General features: G+C 41.7%; 16 protein-coding genes and 1 pseudogene. 14 read left to right on the top strand and 3 right to left on the bottom strand.

What is annotated here, in order from left to right; all coding sequences use genetic code 11:
* Window positions 1-36 precede the first annotated feature (36 nt).
* The 3 genes from B9T62_RS23290 (at window position 37) to B9T62_RS23280 (ending at window position 3,800) form a co-directional block, all read left to right on the top strand.
* A complete protein-coding gene (locus B9T62_RS23290; protein WP_087917476.1) occupies window positions 37-1,197 on the top strand; it encodes an AGE family epimerase/isomerase in 1,161 nt (386 codons plus the stop codon).
* Between the two features lie 161 nt (window positions 1,198-1,358).
* Window positions 1,359-2,237: an AraC family transcriptional regulator gene (locus B9T62_RS23285; RefSeq protein ID WP_087917475.1), complete on the top strand. Its 879-nt coding sequence runs from the start codon at window positions 1,359-1,361 to the stop codon at window positions 2,235-2,237.
* Window positions 2,238-2,354: 117 nt separating this feature from the next.
* Window positions 2,355-3,800, top strand: coding sequence for a glycosyl hydrolase family 28 protein (locus tag B9T62_RS23280; RefSeq protein ID WP_087917474.1), 1,446 nt, complete (start codon window positions 2,355-2,357; stop codon window positions 3,798-3,800).
* Between the two features lie 77 nt (window positions 3,801-3,877).
* On the opposite strand, the pseudogene B9T62_RS23275 reads toward B9T62_RS23280, so the two are convergent.
* Both B9T62_RS23275 and B9T62_RS23265 read right to left on the bottom strand, forming a co-directional pair.
* A pseudogene (locus B9T62_RS23275) lies at window positions 3,878-4,084 on the bottom strand (helix-turn-helix domain-containing protein); the annotation flags it as partial.
* A 701-nt stretch (window positions 4,085-4,785) separates the two neighbouring features.
* A complete protein-coding gene (locus B9T62_RS23265) occupies window positions 4,786-5,127 on the bottom strand; it encodes a hypothetical protein (RefSeq protein WP_087917472.1) in 342 nt (113 codons plus the stop codon).
* A 212-nt stretch (window positions 5,128-5,339) separates the two neighbouring features.
* Between B9T62_RS23265 and B9T62_RS23260 the strand changes: the two genes are divergently transcribed.
* The 6 genes from B9T62_RS23260 to B9T62_RS23235 all read left to right on the top strand — a co-directional run bounded on the left by B9T62_RS23260 (window position 5,340) and on the right by B9T62_RS23235 (window position 14,929).
* On the top strand, window positions 5,340-6,878 hold the full coding sequence (locus B9T62_RS23260; protein ID WP_087917471.1) for a response regulator: 1,539 nt from the start codon (window positions 5,340-5,342) through the stop codon (window positions 6,876-6,878).
* The gene (locus B9T62_RS23255; RefSeq protein WP_087917470.1) at window positions 6,856-8,601 is read left to right on the top strand and encodes a cache domain-containing sensor histidine kinase; all 1,746 of its coding nucleotides are present in this window, start codon (window positions 6,856-6,858) and stop codon (window positions 8,599-8,601) included. The genes B9T62_RS23260 and B9T62_RS23255 overlap by 23 nt, the downstream gene beginning before the upstream one ends.
* A gap of 135 nt (window positions 8,602-8,736) precedes the next feature.
* Complete coding sequence (locus B9T62_RS23250) at window positions 8,737-9,735, top strand: ABC transporter permease (RefSeq protein ID WP_245864010.1); 999 nt, start codon at window positions 8,737-8,739, stop codon at window positions 9,733-9,735.
* Between the two features lie 26 nt (window positions 9,736-9,761).
* Window positions 9,762-10,670 (top strand): carbohydrate ABC transporter permease, encoded by a 909-nt coding sequence (locus B9T62_RS23245; protein ID WP_245864652.1) that lies wholly within the window; start codon window positions 9,762-9,764, stop codon window positions 10,668-10,670.
* Between the two features lie 78 nt (window positions 10,671-10,748).
* Window positions 10,749-12,326 carry an extracellular solute-binding protein gene (locus B9T62_RS23240; protein ID WP_245864008.1) on the top strand — a complete coding sequence of 526 codons (1,578 nt, stop codon included), beginning with the start codon at window positions 10,749-10,751 and terminating at the stop codon, window positions 12,324-12,326.
* A gap of 164 nt (window positions 12,327-12,490) precedes the next feature.
* Window positions 12,491-14,929 (top strand): glycoside hydrolase family 2 protein, encoded by a 2,439-nt coding sequence (locus B9T62_RS23235; protein WP_087917469.1) that lies wholly within the window; start codon window positions 12,491-12,493, stop codon window positions 14,927-14,929.
* A gap of 115 nt (window positions 14,930-15,044) precedes the next feature.
* On the opposite strand, the gene B9T62_RS23230 is transcribed toward B9T62_RS23235, so the two are convergent.
* Window positions 15,045-15,881: a helix-turn-helix transcriptional regulator gene (locus B9T62_RS23230; protein WP_087917468.1), complete on the bottom strand. Its 837-nt coding sequence runs from the start codon at window positions 15,879-15,881 to the stop codon at window positions 15,045-15,047.
* A 382-nt stretch (window positions 15,882-16,263) separates the two neighbouring features.
* Between B9T62_RS23230 and B9T62_RS23225 the strand changes: the two genes are divergently transcribed.
* The 5 genes from B9T62_RS23225 (at window position 16,264) to B9T62_RS23205 (ending at window position 23,101) form a co-directional block, all read left to right on the top strand.
* Window positions 16,264-18,639, top strand: coding sequence for a glycoside hydrolase family 95 protein (locus B9T62_RS23225; RefSeq protein ID WP_087917467.1), 2,376 nt, complete (start codon window positions 16,264-16,266; stop codon window positions 18,637-18,639).
* Window positions 18,640-18,972: 333 nt separating this feature from the next.
* Complete coding sequence (locus B9T62_RS23220; protein ID WP_087917466.1) at window positions 18,973-20,685, top strand: fibronectin type III domain-containing protein; 1,713 nt, start codon at window positions 18,973-18,975, stop codon at window positions 20,683-20,685.
* A 488-nt stretch (window positions 20,686-21,173) separates the two neighbouring features.
* The gene (locus B9T62_RS23215) at window positions 21,174-21,524 is read left to right on the top strand and encodes a hypothetical protein (protein WP_087917465.1); all 351 of its coding nucleotides are present in this window, start codon (window positions 21,174-21,176) and stop codon (window positions 21,522-21,524) included.
* A 53-nt stretch (window positions 21,525-21,577) separates the two neighbouring features.
* Entirely contained in the window at window positions 21,578-22,021 is a 444-nt protein-coding gene (locus tag B9T62_RS23210; protein ID WP_087917464.1) for a hypothetical protein, read from the top strand.
* Between the two features lie 384 nt (window positions 22,022-22,405).
* Complete coding sequence (locus B9T62_RS23205) at window positions 22,406-23,101, top strand: hypothetical protein (RefSeq protein ID WP_087917463.1); 696 nt, start codon at window positions 22,406-22,408, stop codon at window positions 23,099-23,101.
* Window positions 23,102-23,204 lie beyond the last annotated feature (103 nt).

Below are 23,204 nucleotides of genomic sequence, written 5' to 3'. Positions count from 1 at the left end.
TTTCTTTGAAGAATTCAATCGGAAAGCGGGAGGAATATGTTGCAATTACAGAATACGGACCAGACATGGCTGCATGAGGTTATTGCTAAAATTACAAATAAGATGGATCTGGTCAGCGAACGATCCCGAAATAAAATACCTTATACGGTAGTAAACGGAGTACATGATGATCGGTCAGTGGATAATCCTTCCTGCTTGGATGCCGACGGCATTTGCTGGTGGACCAACGGTTTCTGGGGCGGTATTCTGTGGTTGATGCACCATGAGACGGGGAATGAGAAATATCAAGAAATCGCTAAGATTTCAGAAGATAAACTAGATGAATGCTTTCAGCAATATAACGGGCTTCATCATGATGTAGGGTTTATGTGGCTGCCGACCAGTGTTGCTAATTATAAGGTAACTGGTAACCAGAAGTCCAAAACTAGAGCGCTCCATGCTGCTAATCTGCTGGCCGGACGCTTTAATCTGGCTGGCCGATTCATCCGGGCATGGAATGATCTCGATGAAGGGGATACTCGCGGATGGGCAATTGTAGACTGTATGTTTAATATTCCTCTACTCTATTGGGCGTCGGAAGAGACTGGCGATCCGCGGTTTAAACAGATTGCTATGGCGCACGCAGATACTGCCATGACTGCATTTGTAAGACCGGATGGTTCGGTTAACCACATCGTGGAATTTGACCCGTTCTATGGTGGGGTAGTGAAGACTTACGGTGGACAAGGTTATGAAGATGGTTCGTCTTGGACCAGAGGCCAGACCTGGGCGCTTTACGGTTTCATGATGAGTTACATCCACACGGGTAAAGAAGAGTATATGCATACAGCCAAACGAATTGCGCATTATTTCATGGCCAATATTCCGGAGAATGGGGTTATACCCATTGATTTCAGACAACCGAAGGAACCAGCATACGAGGATTCCACGGCTGCGGCAATTGCAGCCTGCGGCCTGATTGAAATTGCAAAGGCTGTAGGCCAGAATGAACAGGCTGTCTATCTCAATACTGCGTTAAAGCTATTGCGCACTTTGGATGAATCACGCAGTGACTGGTCGGCGGAGACCGACAATATCCTGATCAATGGATCCGCTGCCTACCACAATCCGAACCGGCACACCGCTATTATTTATGGCGATTATTATTTCATAGAAGCCATCTTTAAGCTAAAGGGGAATGACCTGTATTTGTGGTAGAGGGAAACTGACAGATAAAGGGAAGCTGAGCTGAATAAGAATCAAGTAAGATTGTGTCCTAAATATAGCCGGGACGCATTCTTTTTGTTTTGCCTTGATTGTAGCGCTCGCTGCCTGAAAGAAGGGTATAATAGATTATATTATGTCATGATGGAGGGAACATGAAGCAACTGTTCGAGCCTGTTGTTTTCCATGACCACAAGTCGCTTGTTTGGAATTACCGGATCTACACCGATGACTACTACAAAGGATATTACCACTGGCATCAGTGTTGCGAAGTGCTGTTCGTTCATGGCGGACAAGGGAATATAGTCGTTAATCAGCAGATGTACGATATCCGACCCGGGATGCTTTTCTTCTTCCAACCTTATCAGTTGCACAGGATTTATTCCGAGGTATCGCTGGAGGCCCCCTTTGTGCGCAGTATTTTCTATATTGGTCCGCAGGTTGCGGAGAATCTGCTTAAGGACTTCCCGAAACGTCGTGCGGTATTCTCCGCCTTATGGCAAAACAACAACTCTTACTGCGGATTCGATCTCAGTGCCCAGATCCCGGTGATGGAATGGGCGTATGAACGATACAATCTCACCAGATGTGGCTCCGCTGAGGACGACTCTGAAGACATTACAATGCTGCTGATGTTGCTGCTGGAGTGTATGGGAACCGGAAAAAACTCACTCCTTACTTCGGAGGGGCGGCGGAATCTCCGTTACTCGGAGAGAATCATGAAATGGATCGAGGAGCACTATCAGGAAGAGGTAAACCTGAATCAGCTCGCGGCTGAGACGCATTTGTCGAAATCATATGTTAGCCGGATTTTTCATCAGGAAACGGGAGGCCGGCTGGTCGATTACTTAACTGCTAGACGGATTAAGCAGGCCTGTCGCCTACTCAGCACTACAGACCTGCCGGTGGAACAGATTGGAATAACTGTCGGGTTTCCGAATGCCTCCTATTTTAACCAACTGTTCAAAAAAATGCTTGGTACAACGCCACTGAAATACAGGAATAATATAAGCAACATTAGTAAGGAGACCTGAAAAATACAATAAATATGCATGTTTTGAACATTTCCTAGTTAGTTATACGACTATACAATATATGTGAAAATAAATAAAAGGAGCGCTTTAAGCGCTTCCAATCTGGAGGTAAAGACAATGAATGTCATTCATCAGTTGAGTGTTTATGATATTCCCGAATTCACACCGGCCAACAAGGACTTTACGGTTAAAGTAAGATCTAAGGATGGTCCTTGGAAGACTTTATTGTGTTATAACGTAATGATTGACATGCATCAGGTACGAAATGCGTCCATGGTTTACTTTGATTTCGTCGGCGAAGTGGAAGTTGAGATCATCAGCAATGCTGAGTCTGTGTCCAGTGTAGCGATTCGCCCGCTTTCCTATAACATCAGCTATACACGGCAAGACAATACAATTCGATTCATCCTGAACTCCCCTAAAAATCTTTCCCTGGAGATCAATGGTGATCGTTATCATAATCTTCATATTTTTGCAGGGGAAATTATGAAAAATGAACCAGATCTTCAAGAGTTTGGAATATTGCATATTCAACCTGGTACTCATAGCGCCGTTGATCTTTTAAATAAATTCACAGAGGTAGATCCGATAACTGGAAAAGAGCCGTCCACGTTATATTTTGCCCCTGGCTTGCATCAAGTTCTTCCACAAGGGCTGTTAATTCCTTCAAATAAAAAGGTCTACCTTGCAGGCGGAGCAGTGGTTCTGTCCGCTCTGGAGTGTCATGAGGTTGAAAACGTCAGGATTTGGGGAAGAGGTGTGCTGCATCAAGCTAGAATTGGACGCGACACTCCGCATGGTGGGATTAAAATCAACTTCTCCAAGAATGTACAAGTTAGTGGAATTACCCTGGTCAACCCACCTTACAACAGCATACATGTCGGTCAATCCAGCAATGTAATGATTACAGATTTTAAGGCTTTTTCTTGTACAGGCTGGTCTGACGGGATTGATTGTCTTTCCAGTTCTAACGTTGAGGTAGATGGAGTGTTTATGCGTAATTCAGATGACTGTTTCACAGTTTATGGAAGCCGGTTCGCTTATTCTGGAGACAGCCGGAATATTACATTGAAGAATTCTACTCTTTGGGCAGATGTCGCGCATCCAACATTTATCGGTTGTCATGGGGATCATGAGCATGGTGGAGATATCCTAGAAGATATCCATTTTGAGAATATTGATATTCTAGAACACCATGAACCGCAGCAAGAGTATCTAGGTTGTATGGCGATCAATGCCGGAGACGAAAATATTGTACGTAACGTCAGATATGAGAATATCCGGGTGGAGCCTTTTGAGAATGGCAGACTCTTTGATTTACGAGTGTTTTTTAATGCGAAATATAATCCAGCACCTGGAAAACGGATTGAGAACATTCATTTTAAAGATATTGTATACAATGGTCTGGAAGAGTACCCTTCGCAAATAATAGGATTTAATGAAGAACGAATGGTCGATGGAGTCACACTGGAGAATGTTGTGATTCGAGGCAAGAAGGTTACTGATGTAGAAGCCGGCAATATCTTCATTGGAGAGCATGTAGGGCAGGTTATCTTTAAATGAACGCTCATAAAAAACAGGCCAGATGTATGCATCTGGCCTGTTTTTTTGAGAATGAATTCTGCTTTGAGCTCTTATCATCAATCCCTAAATTCATGGGGGGTTACGCCGAATTGACTTTTAAAAACCTTAATAAAGTATGCGGGATTATTGTAGCCGAGTCTGTCAGCAATTGCATAAACCTTTTCAGTAGTGTATTTCAGAAAATAGACTGCTTTCTCCATGCGCAGCCGTAATAAATAATCGGCAATATTCTCACCAGTCTCATTCTTATATACTTTAGAAACGTGAGTGGGATGGAGGTAGTCTTATGAATGAAATAGGAAAAGGCGGAGGACAGCGCCAAGTAATTTTCGGTTAGATGTTCATGTGAGCCAAGGTAATAATCCTCCCATTCCTGAAAGATTTCCTCTAGCTTAGAACTCGCGGCCTTCCACTGTCCAGCTTCCAACAAATGAGCAAATGACGGTGGTGTATACAGTGAGCTTACTGAGCGGGAAACCGGTCCGGTTACTAATGCGTCCTCGACCAACTGAACAACAAAATCCTGATCACTTCCGACTTGCTGAATAATAGAGGCCATGCTTCACTGATAATAGATTTGAATCTCGGTTGGAAACAAAAAACGATTTGAGATTATTACAGAGACGGTTAATTTAAGTAGCTGCTTAACGATAATGCGAATCTTGTCCGCTGTCTCCTCAAGAGTGTTTTCAAGAGAACGACATCTTTTGGCTTAACTACAAATAAAAGATTATTATATAGATCCTCACAATACCAGCAGTCGAAGGACTCTGTCAGCAATTCCTCTGCAACATTTGCTACAGCAAATCCCAGATGGGGCATATCTTTACGATTGTAAATCCCATCTATATCCTCAGGTCGAATAAGCAGCATGGAGAGGTATTCTCCGGATTGAATCGGGATCGAGAGCATATCCAACCGATTATCCAGCTTCTGCTCCGACCAATGTTTTCCTTGAATTATCTCATTGAGTAGGTTGGAGCGAAGCAGCGGAAAGTTTCTGATTGGAATTCAGAAGCAGGCGAAGCTTCGTGGTGTAAGCATCACTTGTACCAACTGTCCACTCATTTTTCAGAGTAATACCCATGACATCTTTGGCCCAGCGAGTGTGAACATTATCGTCTGTACTTTCACCGTTCTTGAAGGTAAAATCTGCTCCAACCATGCGAGCAGTAGTAATTGTTACGTCTTGTTTGGCGGTGCTCTCAGCATCTTTGGAATTTCCCTTAGTGCAACCGCTTGCTAATGCAGTAACAAGAACGAAAACTGCTGTTGTCAACACGGCTCTTTTATAGCGAATTTTCATACTTTTGTCCCCCTTAATTGTGTTGTTTTCTTTATTTACAAGCTCAGTATAGACTCCTTTACTGTCAAAACCTATATTAATAAATAGACAAATATATAACTATATTTGTTGTTTGCAGTGATTGACCGATCGATGACTTGCCGTTAATATCATTTTATAAAAGGAGAATTGCTGATCTCTACAACAACTTTGTTTGAAAGGAGAGGTGAACTATGCGGATATTGATTGCAGATGATGATGAGTTCACAAGAGAAGCATTAATTGAGTCTATTCGATGGGAAAGTTATGGCATTGAACAAGTTCTGGAAGCCAGAGATGGAATAGAGGCGGTTCGAATGGCATCCAGATATCATCCTGATATTGTACTAACAGATATACGGATGCCTAAGTTGAATGGAATTGATTTTGCTGAAAGATTGACTGAGATCTGCCCTAGCAGCAAGTTATTGTTTATGAGCGGGTATCTGGATGTGGACTATTTGAAAAGCGCAATCAGGCTGGCTGCGCTTGATTATATTGAAAAGCCTATTCGTATAGACGAACTGGAGCTTGCAATTAAAAAGACCACAGAGCTTGTTCAGTCTAGTCAGAGAAAGGAACTTGAGAGCTACAAGACTAGAGACATAGAGCGTCAGAGATTAGTTAGAATTCTGATTGATAAGTCGGCTCGTACTGAGGAGATCAAGGGAATCTGTGAGGTGGTAAATTTCCCTTTAAATACACAATACGTTGCTTTATGTGTAACAGAGATTCAATCTTTAAAAAATGAAAACGATAACATTAGTTTAGTTAATGAGTTCTGGAATAATCAGAATATACCATGTATCGGTGATTATTTAGGGAATGGAGAATATGCCTTTATCTTGTCAGTGGTTAAGATGGATCTGAGACGATTGGAAAGTCTAGCCCGCTATCTATTAAGTCAGTATCCTAAAGAATTTTATGCTGGTATTGGCAGCAAAGTATTTAAGCTTCGAGAGGTTGTTGACAGCTGGGAAAAGGCAAGGAAAGCATCTGAAATATGTTTTTTCTTTCCTGACATCTATTTATCCGTATATGATGAAAGCTTCTTAAAACGGACAAGTAGTTCTCAAGGATATCACATGGAGTTCCTCAATCTTATGAAAAGTTCTCCTAATCACTTACCCGAATGGATAGATAGGGTATCTCAATCGTTCATTTTCCAAAAAGCTTATGAAAAGGATAAATTCTGTTCCTTATTTATTACAATTGCAAACACTTTGGTGAACGAGGAGAGTTCCCTGCTTTTGAAAGTCGAACAACTTTACCACACTGCTGATATCGGACAAATCGTAAGAAGTAACCGAACGGTAAATCAATTAAATCAATTTATGCAAGAGCTTTGTCAGGAATATTTAGAAGTAATTAATCGGAACTCCCGCTATTCTCTCATCACCCGTGGCGTCATCAAATATGTGGTCAACCATTGCAGTAAGACCGATCTGGATGTTCAGGAGGTTGCGTACCATATGCATCTATCTGTCCCGCATTTAAATATGTTGTTCAAGCAGGATGTAGGAACGACTGTAAGCCAGTATATTCGAGATTATCGGATTGAGCAGGCCAAAAAGCTTATTGCCAACAACAGCTACAAAATGAATGCCATATCAGAGATGTGCGGATTTGCGACGCCCAGCTATTTTACAAGGGTATTCGGAGATTGCACGGGGATGTCCCCTTGGAATATAGGAAGCAGTTGGGCAATTTATGAGGCTGAATGTTCTGCTTAAAAATATGTCGATTAGAACGAAGCTTCTTGGTCTATTCGTGTTGATAGGGCTTGTTCCCTTAATCTTTACCTTTTTAATTTCGCAAAATGAAATCAGAACCTACGCTTTGAATGGGCAAAGATTTGCTGACAATCAGGCCTATGAACAAACTTTAAATACGCTGAGCAATTTGGTGGCGCATATCGAAGAAATCTCTTTAATGATAATTGTCAATGGGCAAATCAATGATGCGCTTTCTGCGTCCCCGATGACTACACCGGTCTCCAAGCAAATTGCTTTATTTCAAGCGGTAACCTCCTATACACAAATTCTGGAATCAGATTCGCAATTTGACCACATTTTGTATTATGTGAATGATCAATTTCTGATCTCTGGAGACAACGCAGTATATTTCCGTCCACTCAAGCAGTTGGAAGAAGAGAAGTGGTTAAAAGAACTAGGTCGAAGAAATGGAAAGCCTGTTTGGTTGCTTAGTGGTACAACGAGTGCGGATAGTATGGGGGAATCCTATTTATCTCTAGGACGGTTGTTGTGGAACCCTAAAAATTACAGTCAATCTACTGGAGCTTTTACAGTCAATATCAATCTGGACCGGATTAAAGAGATGCTTCGTTCTTCGGTTAAGGAGCAGCTTGTATATATTGTGACTGACAAAGGAACTGTCGCAGCAAGCAATAATAATCAATTGTTAAAAACAATGAAGCTTCCTCAGCCGCTTGAGAGTGGTTCTTCGTTTTCAGAGGTGAATCTTCCTGCTGGCCCCGCTTTAGCCCGGGGAAACCGTATTGGAGGCAGCGATCTATATTTAGTGTCTGTGATATCTGCCAAATCGGCGAATCAGATTATTCATAACATTTGGTTGCGAATGGGAACAGTGTATTCTGTTGTGGGAATCCTGATCCTTTTGATTATCTTTCCAGTTACCAAGTCGCTTACACACCGGATTTTTCTATTGATGAACAAAATGAGTCAAGTCCGGCAAGGAAGGCTGAAGATTATCGATCTTGAGCCGCGGAGCGATGAATTGGGTCATTTGATTTCCAGCTATAACTATATGATTGAAAGTGTACAGGAGTTGCTGAAGGAGCAGTTCAGATTGGGGCAGGAGAAGAAGGGAGCGGAATTGAGAGCACTTCAATCTCAGATTAATCCACATTTTCTATATAATACTTTGGATACTATGAGTTGGTTGGCTCATAAGCAAGAGGGGCATAAGGTTCAGGAAATCATTTACGCTCTGTCGAATTATTACAAGCTTGTCCTCAACAAAGGTGGGGATGCGGTTACTTTGGAAAGTGAAGTTCAAATATGCAAAATATATATGGAGTTGCAGAAATACCGCTACAAAGATCGAATCCAGCTTGAAATCGATCTCGGTGCAGATACCGGCGGGTGTATCCTTCCTAAGATAACACTACAGCCACTTGTTGAAAATTCAATTATGCATGGAATTAATGAGAAAGCGATTGCAGAAGGTGTTATTCGAATCAAAACTGCGCTTTGTGAAAACCGCTTGCTAATTTGGATTGAGGACGATGGAGTAGGGTTTACAGAAAAATCAGAAAAGCACGCGAAATATAACGGAAGCGGCTATGGTCTTAAAAATATTGAAAATAGGTTGATGCTGTTCTTCAATGAATCCCTAAATCCTGTGCAGATCATTAGCGAAAAAGATCATGGAAGTTGTATCGTAATTAATGTGCCTGCTATATATGAGTCTTAACCCCAAATATAGACAACTGAGGTGCCGAAAGGCACCTTTTTCTTATGAAGTGGAACTAAAAATTTTTAAAGAAATAGTATAAGGAATCCTCATATATTACAATATTCCATTTTCCCGACTAGGATTACAATAACTTTGAAGGGAGAAGTGATTGCATTGAATCAAGTGTCCACACCTATGCCGGATACGCTAAAGAAGAAAGCGCTTAAAAAAAGAGGGGCGCCATTTACGGATTTCCGAGCACATAAAGTTTATTACTTTATGATTATTCCGATGATTATCTATTTTGTTCTGTTCAGCTATTTACCTTTGGCAGGATTGTATAATGCCTTTACAGATTACGATTTTAGCAAGGGACTGCTAAGTCCATTTGTCGGTCTCAAAAACTTTGAGTTTCTGTTCCATGGTGGAATGGATTCTATCATATGGAAGCTTACCCGAAATACGATTTTGTACAATGTAGCATTTATCGTCTTAAGCAACCTTTGCCAAATCACCATGGCTGTGTTGTTGAAAGAAGTTGCAATGAAAAAGTTCGTCAGAGTTAGTCAAACTCTCATGTTCATGCCTTATTTTGTATCTATGGTCATCATTGGTTCCATTGTGTACAATTTGTTCAATTATAATTATGGGGTATTCAATAACATCTTTACTTCTTTAGGTTTCGAAAAATTTGACTTCTATCGAACGACATGGGTATGGCCCATTATTATTGTAGTTATTGAGATATGGAAAGGTCTCGGTTACGGCACGGTAATCTATTTAGCTTCGATTATGGGGATTGACGAGAGCATCTATGAAGCCGCTTACGTTGACGGGGCTTCAAAATTACAGCGCATCCGTCATATTACAATACCACTCCTGAAGCCAACAATTATTGTTCTTCTCTTGTTCTCCATTGGCGGTATTTTGCGCGGTCAATTCGATTTATTCTGGAACATAATCGGAAACAATGGCTTGCTGCTTACAACAACAGACATCATTGATACCTATGTCTATCGTGCTCTGACTGTGAATTTCAGTATTAATCTTGGTACTGCAGCAGGTCTATATCAATCTTTGTTTGGATTAGCATTGGTACTGACCGTGAATGCTGTTATCCGTAAGTTTGACAATGAAAATTCGTTGTTTTAAGAAAGGAGAATGAAACTGTGAGTTCAATGACGCATAGTCGTCCCAAGACTAAAATTAAAAGAGATATGGGAGTGCGGGTTTTTGATTTCTTCTCAATTATTATCTTATCACTCGCGGCCTTGATCTGTGTAATACCCTTTATCTTTATGCTATCCGGCTCTCTGAGCAGTGAATCGGAAGTTGTCCGCAACGGCTATTCACTTCTACCGCAGGGCTTTACTTTTGAGGCTTACAGAGTGGTGTTTAACTCTTTGGGCAGTACCATTGGCAGAGCCTATCTGGTTACTATGTATGTCACTGCTGTAGGAACAGTTCTTGGCTTGTTGATTACATCCATGAGTGGATATGTGCTTTCCCGACCAGATTTCAAACACCGGAACAAGGTTGCATTTTTTGTTTATTTCACAACATTGTTCTCTGGGGGCATGATACCTACCTATATGGTAGTGGCCAATGTCCTTAACTTAAACCATTCCTTATGGGCTATTATTCTTCCGGGTCTTCTATCTCCGTTTAATGTTTTTCTCTTTAGAAATTTTATTAAAGGTATACCAGAAGCACTTATGGAATCTTCGCGGATAGATGGGGCTGGAGACTTTCGGATTTATTGGCAGATTACACTGCCGTTGACCAAGCCGGCTATAGCAACGATAGGTCTTTTCACCGCACTGGCTTATTGGAATAACTGGTTCAACTATAGTCTCTACCTGATAACAGATAAGGACAAATGGGGCCTGCAGTACTTGCTATACCGGATGCTCGCCAGAGTTTCTGATGCTGTAAGGGATTCACAGATTGTTATGGTTCAGCAAATGCCAAGTGAGACCATGAAATTGGCTACCGCATTGCTAGTTACGGGTCCTGTATTGTTATTCTACCCGTTTGCCCAGCGGTACTTCGTAAGTGGTCTTGTTGTGGGTAGCGTGAAAGGTTAGGATGTTCAAACATAGGGGCTTGAAGATATTCAAGCTTCCTATGATTAACATATAAATCAATTTTGGAGGGGATCAATTTTGAAAGTACAGAAATCGGGAAGAATGGTAGCCATAACGGCGTTGACAGCAATGCTGGTTACAACTGCTGCATGTTCGAACAATGGTAATGGAAATGCTAGTACAAATGCAAGTCCATCTCCCGGGGGGAATACCGCGGGAACAGAGAGTGTTGCAGATGCTCCAGTATTGAAAGCGATTACTATGGGGAATGAGCCCAAGAGCGGCTTGGATAACTTCTATAAAGAGCTCGATGAGTTGACGGTAAAGGATTTGGGGATTAAGGTCCGATTTGATTATGTACCTTGGGGCGATGAGAAGAATCAGATCAGCCGGGCCATAGCTGCGAAAGAGTATGATATATATGTTGGCGGTGCGTGGTCGGACTTCGCCAATTTTGCTTCTAAGAATGCATTCGTAGATCTTACGCCGATGATGGATCAAGTGCCCGAACTGGTTAAGCACTATGATGGTAAATTGGATCAAATGAAAATTGACGGAAAGATCTATGGTATCCCTCAACTTGGTAAACCGGGAGGCGGTTCCGAAGGAATGCTATATCGGGAGGATTTAAGAGAAAAATGGAATCTTCCTGAGATTAACAGTCTGGATACTGTTGAGCAGTATTTATACAAGGCCAAAGAGGAATATCCGTCCACACCGATGATTAATGATCCACGTTATGGCAATAATATCTGGACAATGATTGCTGGCAGCAAATATCTTAGAATTGTGCAAGGACTTGCTGTAGCATCTGTAGATGATCCATATACAGTGGTGAATATGTATGAGACTACCGAGTTCAAGCAGGCTGCTGAAAAAGCTAAAAAATGGTACGATGATGGTATTGCTGACCATGATATTCTAGCTTCTCAAGGCAATGCCACGGCCGAAACATTAGAGTTAATGAAGGTGGATCAAAAACCTCTTGAGTTCAGTAACCACTTCGGGGCAGCGAGCGGCGGTTATATCGGTGTTCTTAAAGAGGCGAACCCTGACTTTGTATATGGCTGGTATGATTATTATATGAATAATGTTCCCACCTTCCAAGGTGTGATTAATCCACAAACTACAACAGCTATTTCAATCGGAACCCAATCTCAGTATGCCGAAGAGATACTGAAACTGCTTGAGAAGGCTCATACTGACCAGAAATATTATAATCTACTTATGTATGGTGTAGAGGGGGAGAACTATAAGCTAGATTCAGAGGGTTACATCAATTACGAAGGCATTCCGACTGATAATGTTAAACCGGCATGGACTGGTTTGAATGATGGGTATATGAACCTTCAAGTAAACTATCCGGGAGAATGGAAGAAAATCAATGATGATCTCCAGGCAGAAGGAATCAAGCTGACTGAAACCGCCCCTGTGGATCCATATGCGGGGTTTAGCTTCGACACTTCTATGCTAGCAACAGAATTGTCAAATATTGAAACGGTGAAAACGCAATATATTCTGCCTCTAACCTGTGGTGTTTCAAATGATATCGACAAGGATATTGCTAATGTTCAGAAGCAGCTCAAGAATGCCGGCTATGATAAGTATTTGGCAGAATTGCAAAAACAATTAGATGCTTTAAAAGCATCAAAATAAGCAGATAGCTGAATAGTAACAATAATAATCCTCCTTCAATAATTGAAGGAGGATTATTTGTAATAGTAATATTGTTATATATATATGAAAATAATATTATGATAATGGTAATTGATATATATTATAATCATAATAAAGTTTAAGCTGTGAAAGGATGAAGTGGATTGAACTCATATACACATCGCGTTGAAAAATTGATTAATGACAACTGGAAATTCTCTTATGGAGACAATATTACTGGCAAGGAATCGGATTTTGATGATTCTGCTTGGTATGATATCGGCATTCCGCATTCGTTCGGAACACCATATTTTATGGAGAATGAATTTTATGTAGGCTATGGCTGTTACCGTAAGCAGTTGCACATAGAACCTGAGTGGAAGGGTAAGAAGATCTTGCTGGAATTTCAGGCTGCATTTCAGGATGCCGAGATATACCTGAATGGTCAACTAGTCGGAAGCCATAAAGGTGGATATACGGCATTTATCATTGATATATCTGCGATCGCTAAGGAAGGCAATAACCTGCTGTTTGTAAGATTAAATAATCTCTGGAATCCTAGACTAGCACCTCGGGCTGGAGAACATGTGTTTAACGGAGGACTGTATCGAGATGTTAGTCTAATAGTTACAGAACCTTTGCATATTGAGTGGAACGGGACTTATGTGACTACACCGGAGGTTACGACAGATCAAGCTTTGGTCAGCCTCGAAACCGAAATTGTCAATGCTAATTCGCAATCGGTAACTTTCCGGCTAGTATCAAGTGTGGAGTATTCTGGAGAACAGGTGTTTGAAACAGTACAATCAGAGGTGTTGGGCGCGGGGCAGTGTTTGACTGTCAAACAGACAGGCTTTGTGGATCAACCGAAGCTTTGGCATCCAGATTCCCCCTATCTATATACGCTTATCAGTCGCTTGTATGAAGAAGACGTACTTAAAGACGAAGTTGTTACATCATTTGGTATGCGGTGGTTCTATTTTGATGCCACCGAAGGTTTCTTTATTAATGGTAGCCACTATGATATCTTAGGCGCTAATGTACATCAGGATCATGCAGGTTGGGGGGATGCCGTCACTCGGGCGGGGATGCATCGAGATGTGAAGCTGATTAAAGATTGTGGTATGAACTTTATTCGAGGCTCACATTATCCGCATCATCCTTATTTTGCAACAGAATGCGACAGGCAGGGGGTTCTGTTCTGGTCGGAACTTTGCTTCTGGGGTGTAGGGGGGCCCAATATTGAAGGCTATTGGACCGCAAGCGCCTACCCGGTCCATGAGGAAGACAAGGAGGAATTTGAAGAGAGCTGTTTAGAGACGCTGCGTGAAATGATACGAACGAACCGGAATCATCCCAGTATTATTACATGGAGCATGAGCAATGAGCCCTTTTTCAGTGAAGACGCTGTTATGGAAGAGGCGCGGGAGCTTACCATTAGGCTAGTAGAGGAGAGTCGTCGACTTGATCCCACCCGCCCTGCTGCAGTCGGTGGAGCTCAGCGGCAAGGCTTCGACGCATTAGGCGATCTTGCCGGATATAACGGTGACGGTGCATCTCTGTATATTGATCCAGGCTTTCCAAGCTTTGTATCCGAATATGGCAGTACCATTGATCAACGACCAGGTGAATATACCCCGAGTTATACAGATGGGGTTGAAAGTAATCCTAAATGGAGGTCTGGTAAAGCCCTATGGTGTGGGTTTCATCATGGAAGTTTTATTTTTGATATGGGCTACATGGGCATGATTGATTATCATAGACTTCCACTTCAATCATGGTATTGGTACCGTAACGAACTGCTGGGAATAGCTCCACCGCCGAAAAAAAAGGAAGGGTTGCCTTACGCTCTAAAGCTTACTTCAGATAAGAAGGTCATTCGCACTGATGGAACTGATGATGCTTATATAATCGTTGAATTGCTGAATGAACAAGAGGAGAGAATCTGCAACACGCTTGAAATTACACTGGAAATCATTGAGGGAGGAGCGGTCTTTCCTACGGGAAGAACACTTAAGCTCAGTCCAGAAAACGGTAGCTTCTTAGATGGTGCAGGGGCAATTGAATTGCGCTCATACTATGCTGGGAATATTCAGATAGAAGCTAGAGCCGAGGGGGTCCAGTCTGCGATAATCGAGGTAATGGCTGATGGAGAAACGGAATGGTTAGGACAGAAAATTAATATCCAAGTGGGTCCGCCAGAAGTTGAAAGAATACCTGGGGGTGGCGAAGGTTCTAATATTGCTAAAAGTCGGCCAGTATTTTGCAGCAGCTTTGATCCCGAAAATCCAGCTATGAACGTTACGGACGGTTGTGAAGGAACCTACTGGAGATCTAAGCAATCAGCTCCTGGTGAATGGATTATGGTAGATTTGGAAGGACGGAAGAATACGGAGAAAGCCCTAGTCGTCTTTGAGGAACTCTCTCAAGAGGATATTGAGATTTCTTTTTCATATGATGGTAAGTATTTTAAGAAGTTATTCACTAGCAATCTAAGAAGCGATACATCTGTTGAACTTGAGCTATCAGGCGGATTACGGTATCTGAAAGTTCTATTTCCTCAAGGGCCAATTGCAGTGAAAAAAATCGAGATCTATGATTGATTATATTTTTAAATAAGTAGTCTGAAATTGTGCAGAGGACTCTATCGATAGAGTCCTCTGTTCTCCAACTGCTCTTATTGAATCATATCTTTTATCAATGGAGAAGTCAGCAATCTTACTTAAAGTGAACTGTGCGGAACTCGGTGGGGGTCATGCCTTCTAACTGCATAAAAATTTTGTTATAATAACTGACGCTTGGATAACCAGAGCTAATGGCGACCTCCTTAATCGCCATATCCGGATTTTCGAGAAGCAATTGCTTGCTATTCTGAATTCGGCATTTCGTGATGTAGGCAAGCGGGGTAACTCGAGTGACTTTTTTGAAGAGACTGCAAAAGTAGTTAGGCGTCAAATTTACTTTAGCAGCCCATTCCTCCAGTTCAAAAGGGGAATGGGCTGCTTTCTGCATTATTGGAAGAATCTCAATAATCTTGTCAACATTCTGCGTTCCTCTCTTGTTTGTAAAGGCAATAGCGTTGCTTACAAACTCAATAAGAACCGCGTAGGTCAGCGCGGAAATTTTCGGAGGCCTCAAAAAATTATGTAATTCCATTTCATCCAACAGTTCAATATAAGCCTGCTCAAGCATCTTTAAATCTTTCATATACCATAACGAGGACTCATGAAATCCTCTTTCTAGAAGGAAGTCTGATAGTCCACTTCCGTTGAACTGCATCCAATAGATCTCCCAAGGTTCATTCTCTGAAGTGTAATAACGCATATCCTCAAAAGGGCGATGAAAGAAAAGATCCCCTTGCTTCAAGGTATAAAGGTTGTCTCCCAGCTCAATATATCCTTTTCCCTCTACTACAAAGTGAATGCTGAAATCCCTTACTCCTCCTGTCCGTGTAACATTGTGATTATCAGGCCTTGTGTACTTTCCGACAGAGTGGGGGAAACAAAAAAAGTTAAACTCCTCGAATGAAGGCAAAAAGTATTGACGGTACATCATTTATCCGCTCCGATCAAAATGTAACATTAATATATGAATTATCCTATTCATATTCTGCACAAGTTTCAACATATTCTATTTCAACTGTATAATAATAAAATTGTTATAGAATAAGCAATAAGTACGCTATTATTTCTTATTTTGGTACTACAACATTTTAGACTATTATATTAGTTATCGTAATCATTCAACTTGTCCAGTTCGTCAGGGGTTTATTCTATTATAAATCGTTTTTATTTTTTATAAAGTAATTTAGTTATAGTGTTGTTAATAATCTATTATTTAAGTGAGCATTATTGAGGTTTATAATAAATTGTGATCGTAAATAGCTGTTATAAAAATAGAGAAGATAAAAAACTCATTACTGGAGGTTACTTAACAAATGAATATTCAGTTTAATTCCCCTGCGGTGTACTGGGTAGAAGCGCTACCTGTTGGCAACGGCAAACTTGGTGCCATGGTTTTCGGTGGAATTGAAAAAGAACGTTTAGCTTTAAATGAAGATACACTTTGGTCAGGACACCCTAAGGAATGGAATAATCCCGAAGCTAAAGAGGTTCTTCCGCAGGTTAGAACGCTTATTGAGGAACAGAAATACGAAGAAGCTGATCAACTAACCAAGCAAATGATGGGACCTTTTACAGAAGCGTATCTACCATTTGGTGATTTGCACATCTTGATGGATCATGGTCAGTTGAGCCGCCACGGCTATAGCCGAAAGCTGGATCTTTCCACCGGAATTGTAACGGTTGCTTATACTATCGGAGGTGTTAAGTATACCAGAGAAATCTTCGCTTCTTATCCTGATCAAGCGATTGTTCTGCGGTTCTCGGCAAGCAAGGAAGGTTTCCTTAGCTTCCGTGCCAGATTAGACAGCCCTTTGCGGTATAAGACCAAGGCTGAAGATAACGAGTTCACGATCTATGGCACTGCACCAGAATATGTGGCTCCCAACTATCATGATGTGGAAAATCCAGTCCGCTATAATGATTCTGAGCACGTCAAGACCTTGCAATTCCATGGACGGCTGTCTGCTGTACAGGATGGGGGGACCCTTCGGGCGGATGCTGACGGTCTGCATATTGTCGGTGCGAAGGAAGCAACGCTATACTTCAGTGCGGCTACGACATTTGATCCAAGTCTCGGTGTAATCAGTGCTATGCAAGAACCTGGAAAATTGACGGCTGGCATAATTCAGGCGATAAACGGCAAAGACTATTCCCAAATTCTACACCGTCACATTGATGATCACCGTCAGCTATTTGATAAAGTTGCCTTGCATTTAGGAAGTAGTCAGGCCCCCGCCGATATGCCAACAGACAAACGAATTGTTGAATACGGAAGTAGCGATCCAGGTTTGGTTGAACTACTGTTCAATTATGGACGGTACCTGCTTATTGCAAGCTCACGTCCGGGAAGCCAGCCAGCTAATCTTCAAGGAATCTGGAATGAGGATACACGAGCCCCGTGGAGCAGTAATTACACGTTGAATATTAATGCCGAGATGAACTATTGGCCTGCGGAAACTTGCAATCTTGCCGAAATGCACATACCATTAATCGATTTCGTTGGTAGACTTGCTATAAATGGTAAGCAGACTGCGGAAACGAATTATGGTGCAAGAGGTTGGGTTGCCCATCATAATGCGGATCTATGGGCTCAAACCGCTCCTGTTGGAGATTTTGGTATTGGTGATCCGGTCTGGGCATCATGGCCGATGGGAGGTGTATGGCTAACTCAGCATCTCTGGGAACATTATGCATTCAGCGGAGATGAAACTTATCTGAGAGATACAGCCTATCCTATTATGAAGGAAGCCGCATTATTCTGCCTGGACTGGCTGATAGAGAATGAGGATGGATATTTAATAACTTCTCCCGCTGTATCTCCGGAGCAGAAATTCAAAGTTGGGGACAAACGGCATGCCGTCAGCGAAGCGACAACAATGGATTTGTCATTAATTGCTGAATTATTTGATAACTGTATTCATTCAGCAAACTTGCTGAACATTGATAGTGTTTTTGTCGAAAAGCTCCAAACTGCCAGAAATCAACTGCTTCCTCTGCAAATTGGTGCGCAAGGCCAACTTCAAGAATGGTCTTCTGATTTCGAAGGTGAGGATATTCATCACCGTCATGTCTCGCATCTAGTAGGGGTATATCCAGGACGACTAATCTCTGAGAAGTCGGCCCCCGAATTATTCCATGCAGCAAGGAAATCGCTTGAAATTCGTGGTGACGGAGGAACGGGATGGAGTCTTGGTTGGAAAATTGGTCTGTGGGCCAGATTCAAGGATGGAGACCGTGCAAAGCAATTGATCACTAATCTTCTGACGCTGGTGAAACCGGATGAACCTATCAATCACGAGAGAGGCGGGGTTTACCCAAATCTGTTCGATGCCCACCCGCCGTTTCAGATTGATGGAAACTTTGCGGCTACAGCGGGAATTGCAGAGATGTTATTGCAATCGCACCAAGGGTATCTCGAATTTTTACCTGCTTTACCAAAGAGTTGGACAGAGGGCAGTGTCAGAGGGTTGAGAGCGCGGGGCGGTTTTGAGTTAAATCTGCAATGGAAGAATGGACAGATAATAGTTGTGGAGATTGTGTCTCATCAAGGCGGGAAATGCTCGGTTCTCTGCAGCCAGCCTATCCAGATTACCGGCGGAGCAAAAGTTATGCTGGCAGAAGCTTCTTCAGAGGGAATTATCGATTTTGATACAGACTACGGGAAAGTATATGTCCTGAATTTCAATTGAATCATTGGTGAAGAGAAATTAGCACGTGATCTTTGGACAGAGTTTTATTTTGAATACAGGTTAGGAAAAAGGCCCTCTAGAGATTTACAAGAGGGCCTTTTTCCTATGTTTTTTACCGAGGGTTTTGAGTTTTTGAAATATATATCGGTGCCGAAATCATCTTGTTAGGATAGATCCAACTCAGTTTAGCAAGACTACGGTGGCCATACTTAAAGAGTATGTTCTTCTACCTTAATATTGTTATAGATAACGTAGGATGCTATTATTCTTCTCAGCTAACTTGAGCTGTATGCTTATAATGTATTTTATTCCACGAAAAGAAAGGTTGATAAGATGAAACTAGGTATTCACGGAAAAAGATCCAACATTCTTTTTCTTAAGTTTCTCTGTATGCTGATGGCACTAACGGGAGTTGCTGGATTTGGCGGACAGAAAGTAGAAGCGCAGACATCTTCGTTAATTACATCGTATAAACCACAAGCAGTAAGTGGGAATGTAACCGCTTCCTATTTCGATTCTGCAGGGAACAAAATTACTGCAACTTTTCATCATCCAGGCATAGTGATGTCGCTGGCCGATTTGGATAATATGCGTGATCATGTGAGAGTGGGCGACGAACCTTGGAATACTGCATTCAATGCGTTTGCGAGTGACCGGCGTGCCAGCAAAGCACCGCCGATATATTATCAACAAGGGAATGATATTTTTGTCAATATTAGAGGGCCGTGGGTGACAACTGTGGGAGGTGTATATTACTCTAATCCAAGCGAGTATGTGGGGCAGCGCGCGAATACGGACTCTGAAACAGCTTTTATGCAGGCGATCATGTGGTATATTACTGGCGACGAGGCCTATCGCTCCAATGCCATGAAGATTATTAGGAACTATTCCGACATTCAGTCTTGTGCACAGCATGTGAACTTCCGTTTTGCAACAGTGTCTTATTTCTTATCTGCGGCAGCTGAAATTATGCGTTATTCAGATACGCCAACAGGGACTCTGAAATGGACGGAGACAGACACGGCTAATCTAATCCAGGCAATGAATTTCGTCTCCAATACGTATAATCCGCATTCCTTTTTTATGAATCAACATCAATTCAGTGTGATGGGAACGATTGGAAGAGCTATTTTCGCCAATGATCTAGAAATGTATGCGGAAGCTGTTGAGGCAACAACTGTCAACTCTTCGGGACAGCAAGGAGGAAGAAACGGATCCATTAAGTATCAAATGAGGTGGATGACTGCAAATGAAGTCACCGGTGTACCGTTGGCGCAGTCCCAATATCACGCGCAATTGATGGAGATGGGGCGCGATGTTGGTCATGCATACGCCAATGTTGCCGGGCTCTCTACGCTGGTTCAGACGATTTATACACAAGGGACCAAGGTTGATCCGGTAACAGGAAAGATGTCAACAACGACTAATGCCGTAAATCCTTTCAATTTTTTGAATGATAGGCTACTTGCTGGAACTACGTATATTTTACAATATCATCTAGGTTACGATGTAATGTATACTCCTGCCTTTTCGGACGGATCATCTTATTATAATGTGATTAATCCGGACCAAAGAGGCCGAATCGATTCGTTCTACAGTGTGCTCTACAATTACTACAAATATATTGAACATCAGGATATGACTCAAGAAAAATTCAAATATCTGGCCTACGTTTATGAGACAAGATTGCCAGAGGTGGCTGGTAAGGACTATCCACTCGCGATGCTGCTTTATACCCCTAATGCAGCCAAAAACGTTGGATTAAGCAACCAAATCACGTTGGAAAGCATAGTCGGGTTGGCAGCGAAGGCTTCTGGATCAAATACCATTAATTTAAACTGGACAAATGTTTCTAGAGCGCTCGGGTATAACATTTACAGATCCACTGAAGAAAATGGAACATATACCAAACTTAACAGTGTACCCGTAACGACCAATGCGTATAGTAGCGGGGGACTGCAGCCTAACACCCGTTACTACTATAAGGTAGGAGTTGCTGGCGGGGGAACTTCTAGTGTTATATCAACGATAACTGGTTCAAATTAGCTTGTTTGTCTGATTTAGTATTATTCAGAATCTTTTATCTATAGTAATGCGGTGATCCTACAATTCCATAAACTCTTGTGAGATAGTCTTCACTATAAAAAAATACTTTTTTTAAAAAGTAACTAGGCTGTTGAGAAACTCTAGACAGCTAATTTTAATATGACACTACGTTTAACCATAAAAATCTTTTTGAGCGCTTGTCTAATAAAGCTTGCGCCTTGGAAAGTCGCGTTGAATTCAATTGCGAATGTGTCATTATGCTATATAATACTAGCATTATATTATATCTGCTCTTTGTATGTATGGTCTAAAATGAAATAAACAACCTTTAAGAAGGAGGCATTGGGGAAAAGATAAATATTAACCCATTCATAAAGAAAGTAATTCACTCCATTGAGGCCCATCACACAAGCCAGACAGGTGGATACAGGAGGAATCTTGAAGACACGTTCGAGGCAGATCTGTATGGAACAGGTGATGCGGCTATTATGTTATACACTCTTGGGGAGTTGCCTGAAAAGGGGACGACCGAATACCAAGGACTGGTCCGGACGCTTCAGAGCTTCCAGCAGGAGGAAAATGGGCTGTTCCCTGGAGCTGGACATCACCCAATACATGGCACAGCGTTTGTCGTATCCGCGTTGGAACTTTTTGGAACAAAACCGTTGTATCCTCTGAAAACCCTTCAACACCTGAAGGAGCACTCCGTAATGACTGCGTTTCTGGACGGCTTGGATTGGAAGCGTGAACCATGGAGTGAGTCTACGAAGGGGGCGGGAATCTACGCTGCGCTTGTTGGCTCAAGAGGTGGACGAGGAATGGGAGAACGGCTATTTTGAATGGCTCTGGAATGAAATGGATTCCGTGACAGGTCTATGGAGAAAAGGAGCGGTTGGCGACAGTGTTGATGGTGCACCGTTATTTCATCATTGGGTCATTTCACTACTTGTTCAATCACGAATACCGGAAGAAAAACCTCCGTTATCCGGAGCAACTTGCAGATACTTGTTTGGCACTTTTTGATTCCGGGCGGATTTCGTTGTCAACGAATACCTTCTCCTTTTACGAGCTAGATGTGCTGTATATGGTTGTTAGTGTAATGGGGCAGACGAGTCACAGAGCAGAAGAACTTATGGTTATGATGCATACCATTGGCAAGCACATTCTTGAGTTCATTAAAGCAAGCTCGGAAGGGGCAGATGAGAATATTTATGAAGACCTTCATACCTTATGTGGCAGCGTGTGCGCTTTGGCAATCGTACAATCAGTGATGCCAGAGCAAGTATACTCAGATCGTCTACTTCAAAAAGTACTTGATAGGCGTCCGTTTATTTAGACGAATAACGGGGCGGTTCCTTGGTGAATTTATGAAGAGAACGACGCGAAATGTATCACTGGGGATTATATTTTATAGGTCGCGGAGAATGGGTCATGTTCAAAATATGAGAATTGCTACTTTTGGAATTCAATTAATATTTCGTAAACAATTTAGAAGCAATTTGTTAACAAATCATTGATAAGATATTTATATTGAGCAAAACACTCCATTGTATATTTAGGATGACAATTATATGATTATGAATGAGATTACCAAGAAAGAACATAAATCTAATGTTAAAGATTATGCGTGTATGCAATGTCTGCAGATTATTAAAGAGACTTCTTAATAATAAATGAGATAGTCGATTCGAAGAGTCAATCCAAGAAGGGAGTAACCGCCTTGCAAAATAGATATAAACGAAGTATTTATTTTGCAAAACTGTCTGTACAACTTAATGCAGTTGTGGCAATTGCGAAAATACTCTTGGGGATATTTTCCCTCTCCTTTTTTCTTTGCGTCAACGCTTTCTATAACATTGGCATCGCAATTGCAAAACATTCTGCAGTAAAAGTACATGAGACCTCTAAAGTTAGTCCTGATAATTCCAATCAGGAGGAAATTAGAAACCACCAACACTCTACCTATCGCTTTATTGGCATTATTGTGATGACGTCAAGCCTACTGTACATAGTTTATTGCAGTAAAATAGTGTTTTTCGGAGGTAGCAATACACAGTACCATCCATATATTGGCCTTGCGATTGCAACAATTACTTTTACAGAGATCATTGTATCTTTCGTAGGTGTAATAGCTGCAAGACGAAGCTACGAGACGGTAATAGAAGCAATAAGATTGACGAATTTTGCTTCCTCATTGACTTCACTAGTCTTAACACAAGCAGCCATTTTATCCTTTACTTATAAAGGAGATGCCTCCTTTTATAATGGACTGTCGGGCATTATTTTTGGTTCCTTGGCAGCATTGATCGGACTCTACATGATACTCAGAAATCCGGAACGGAAAAGTTTCATTGCCATTATCTCTCAATATGTAATTGAGAAACTGAAGTCAGTGTACTTAACTCGGAAAGAATAGCATTAAGACTACAAGCTTCTCGAGAAACCAAGGTCATTATAAGACTTTGGTTTTTTTGTGCTCAGAACTCAAGTTTTTTAACATTTCTACAACAAGAGCCTAA

Origin of the sequence: Paenibacillus donghaensis (genome assembly GCF_002192415.1) — a bacterium.
Classification (GTDB): domain Bacteria; phylum Bacillota; class Bacilli; order Paenibacillales; family Paenibacillaceae; genus Paenibacillus_AQ; species Paenibacillus_AQ donghaensis.
Note: the sequence above shows the minus strand (reverse complement) of the source record. Positions and strands in the feature narration are given on the sequence as shown.

Excerpts from the sequence above, each read along its gene's own strand:
- B9T62_RS23290 (WP_087917476.1), top strand. The coding sequence starts at position 37 with ATGTTGCAATTACAGAATACGGACCAGACATGGCTGCATGAGGTTATT.
- B9T62_RS23285 (WP_087917475.1), top strand. The coding sequence starts at position 1,359 with ATGAAGCAACTGTTCGAGCCTGTTGTTTTCCATGACCACAAGTCGCTT.
- B9T62_RS23280 (WP_087917474.1), top strand. The coding sequence starts at position 2,355 with ATGAATGTCATTCATCAGTTGAGTGTTTATGATATTCCCGAATTCACA.
- B9T62_RS23265 (WP_087917472.1), bottom strand. The coding sequence starts at position 5,127 with ATGAAAATTCGCTATAAAAGAGCCGTGTTGACAACAGCAGTTTTCGTT.
- B9T62_RS23260 (WP_087917471.1), top strand. The coding sequence starts at position 5,340 with ATGCGGATATTGATTGCAGATGATGATGAGTTCACAAGAGAAGCATTA.
- B9T62_RS23255 (WP_087917470.1), top strand. The coding sequence starts at position 6,856 with ATGAGGCTGAATGTTCTGCTTAAAAATATGTCGATTAGAACGAAGCTT.
- B9T62_RS23245 (WP_245864652.1), top strand. The coding sequence starts at position 9,762 with ATGACGCATAGTCGTCCCAAGACTAAAATTAAAAGAGATATGGGAGTG.
- B9T62_RS23230 (WP_087917468.1), bottom strand. The coding sequence starts at position 15,881 with ATGATGTACCGTCAATACTTTTTGCCTTCATTCGAGGAGTTTAACTTT.
- B9T62_RS23225 (WP_087917467.1), top strand. The coding sequence starts at position 16,264 with ATGAATATTCAGTTTAATTCCCCTGCGGTGTACTGGGTAGAAGCGCTA.
- B9T62_RS23220 (WP_087917466.1), top strand. The coding sequence starts at position 18,973 with ATGAAACTAGGTATTCACGGAAAAAGATCCAACATTCTTTTTCTTAAG.
- B9T62_RS23215 (WP_087917465.1), top strand. The coding sequence starts at position 21,174 with ATGTTATACACTCTTGGGGAGTTGCCTGAAAAGGGGACGACCGAATAC.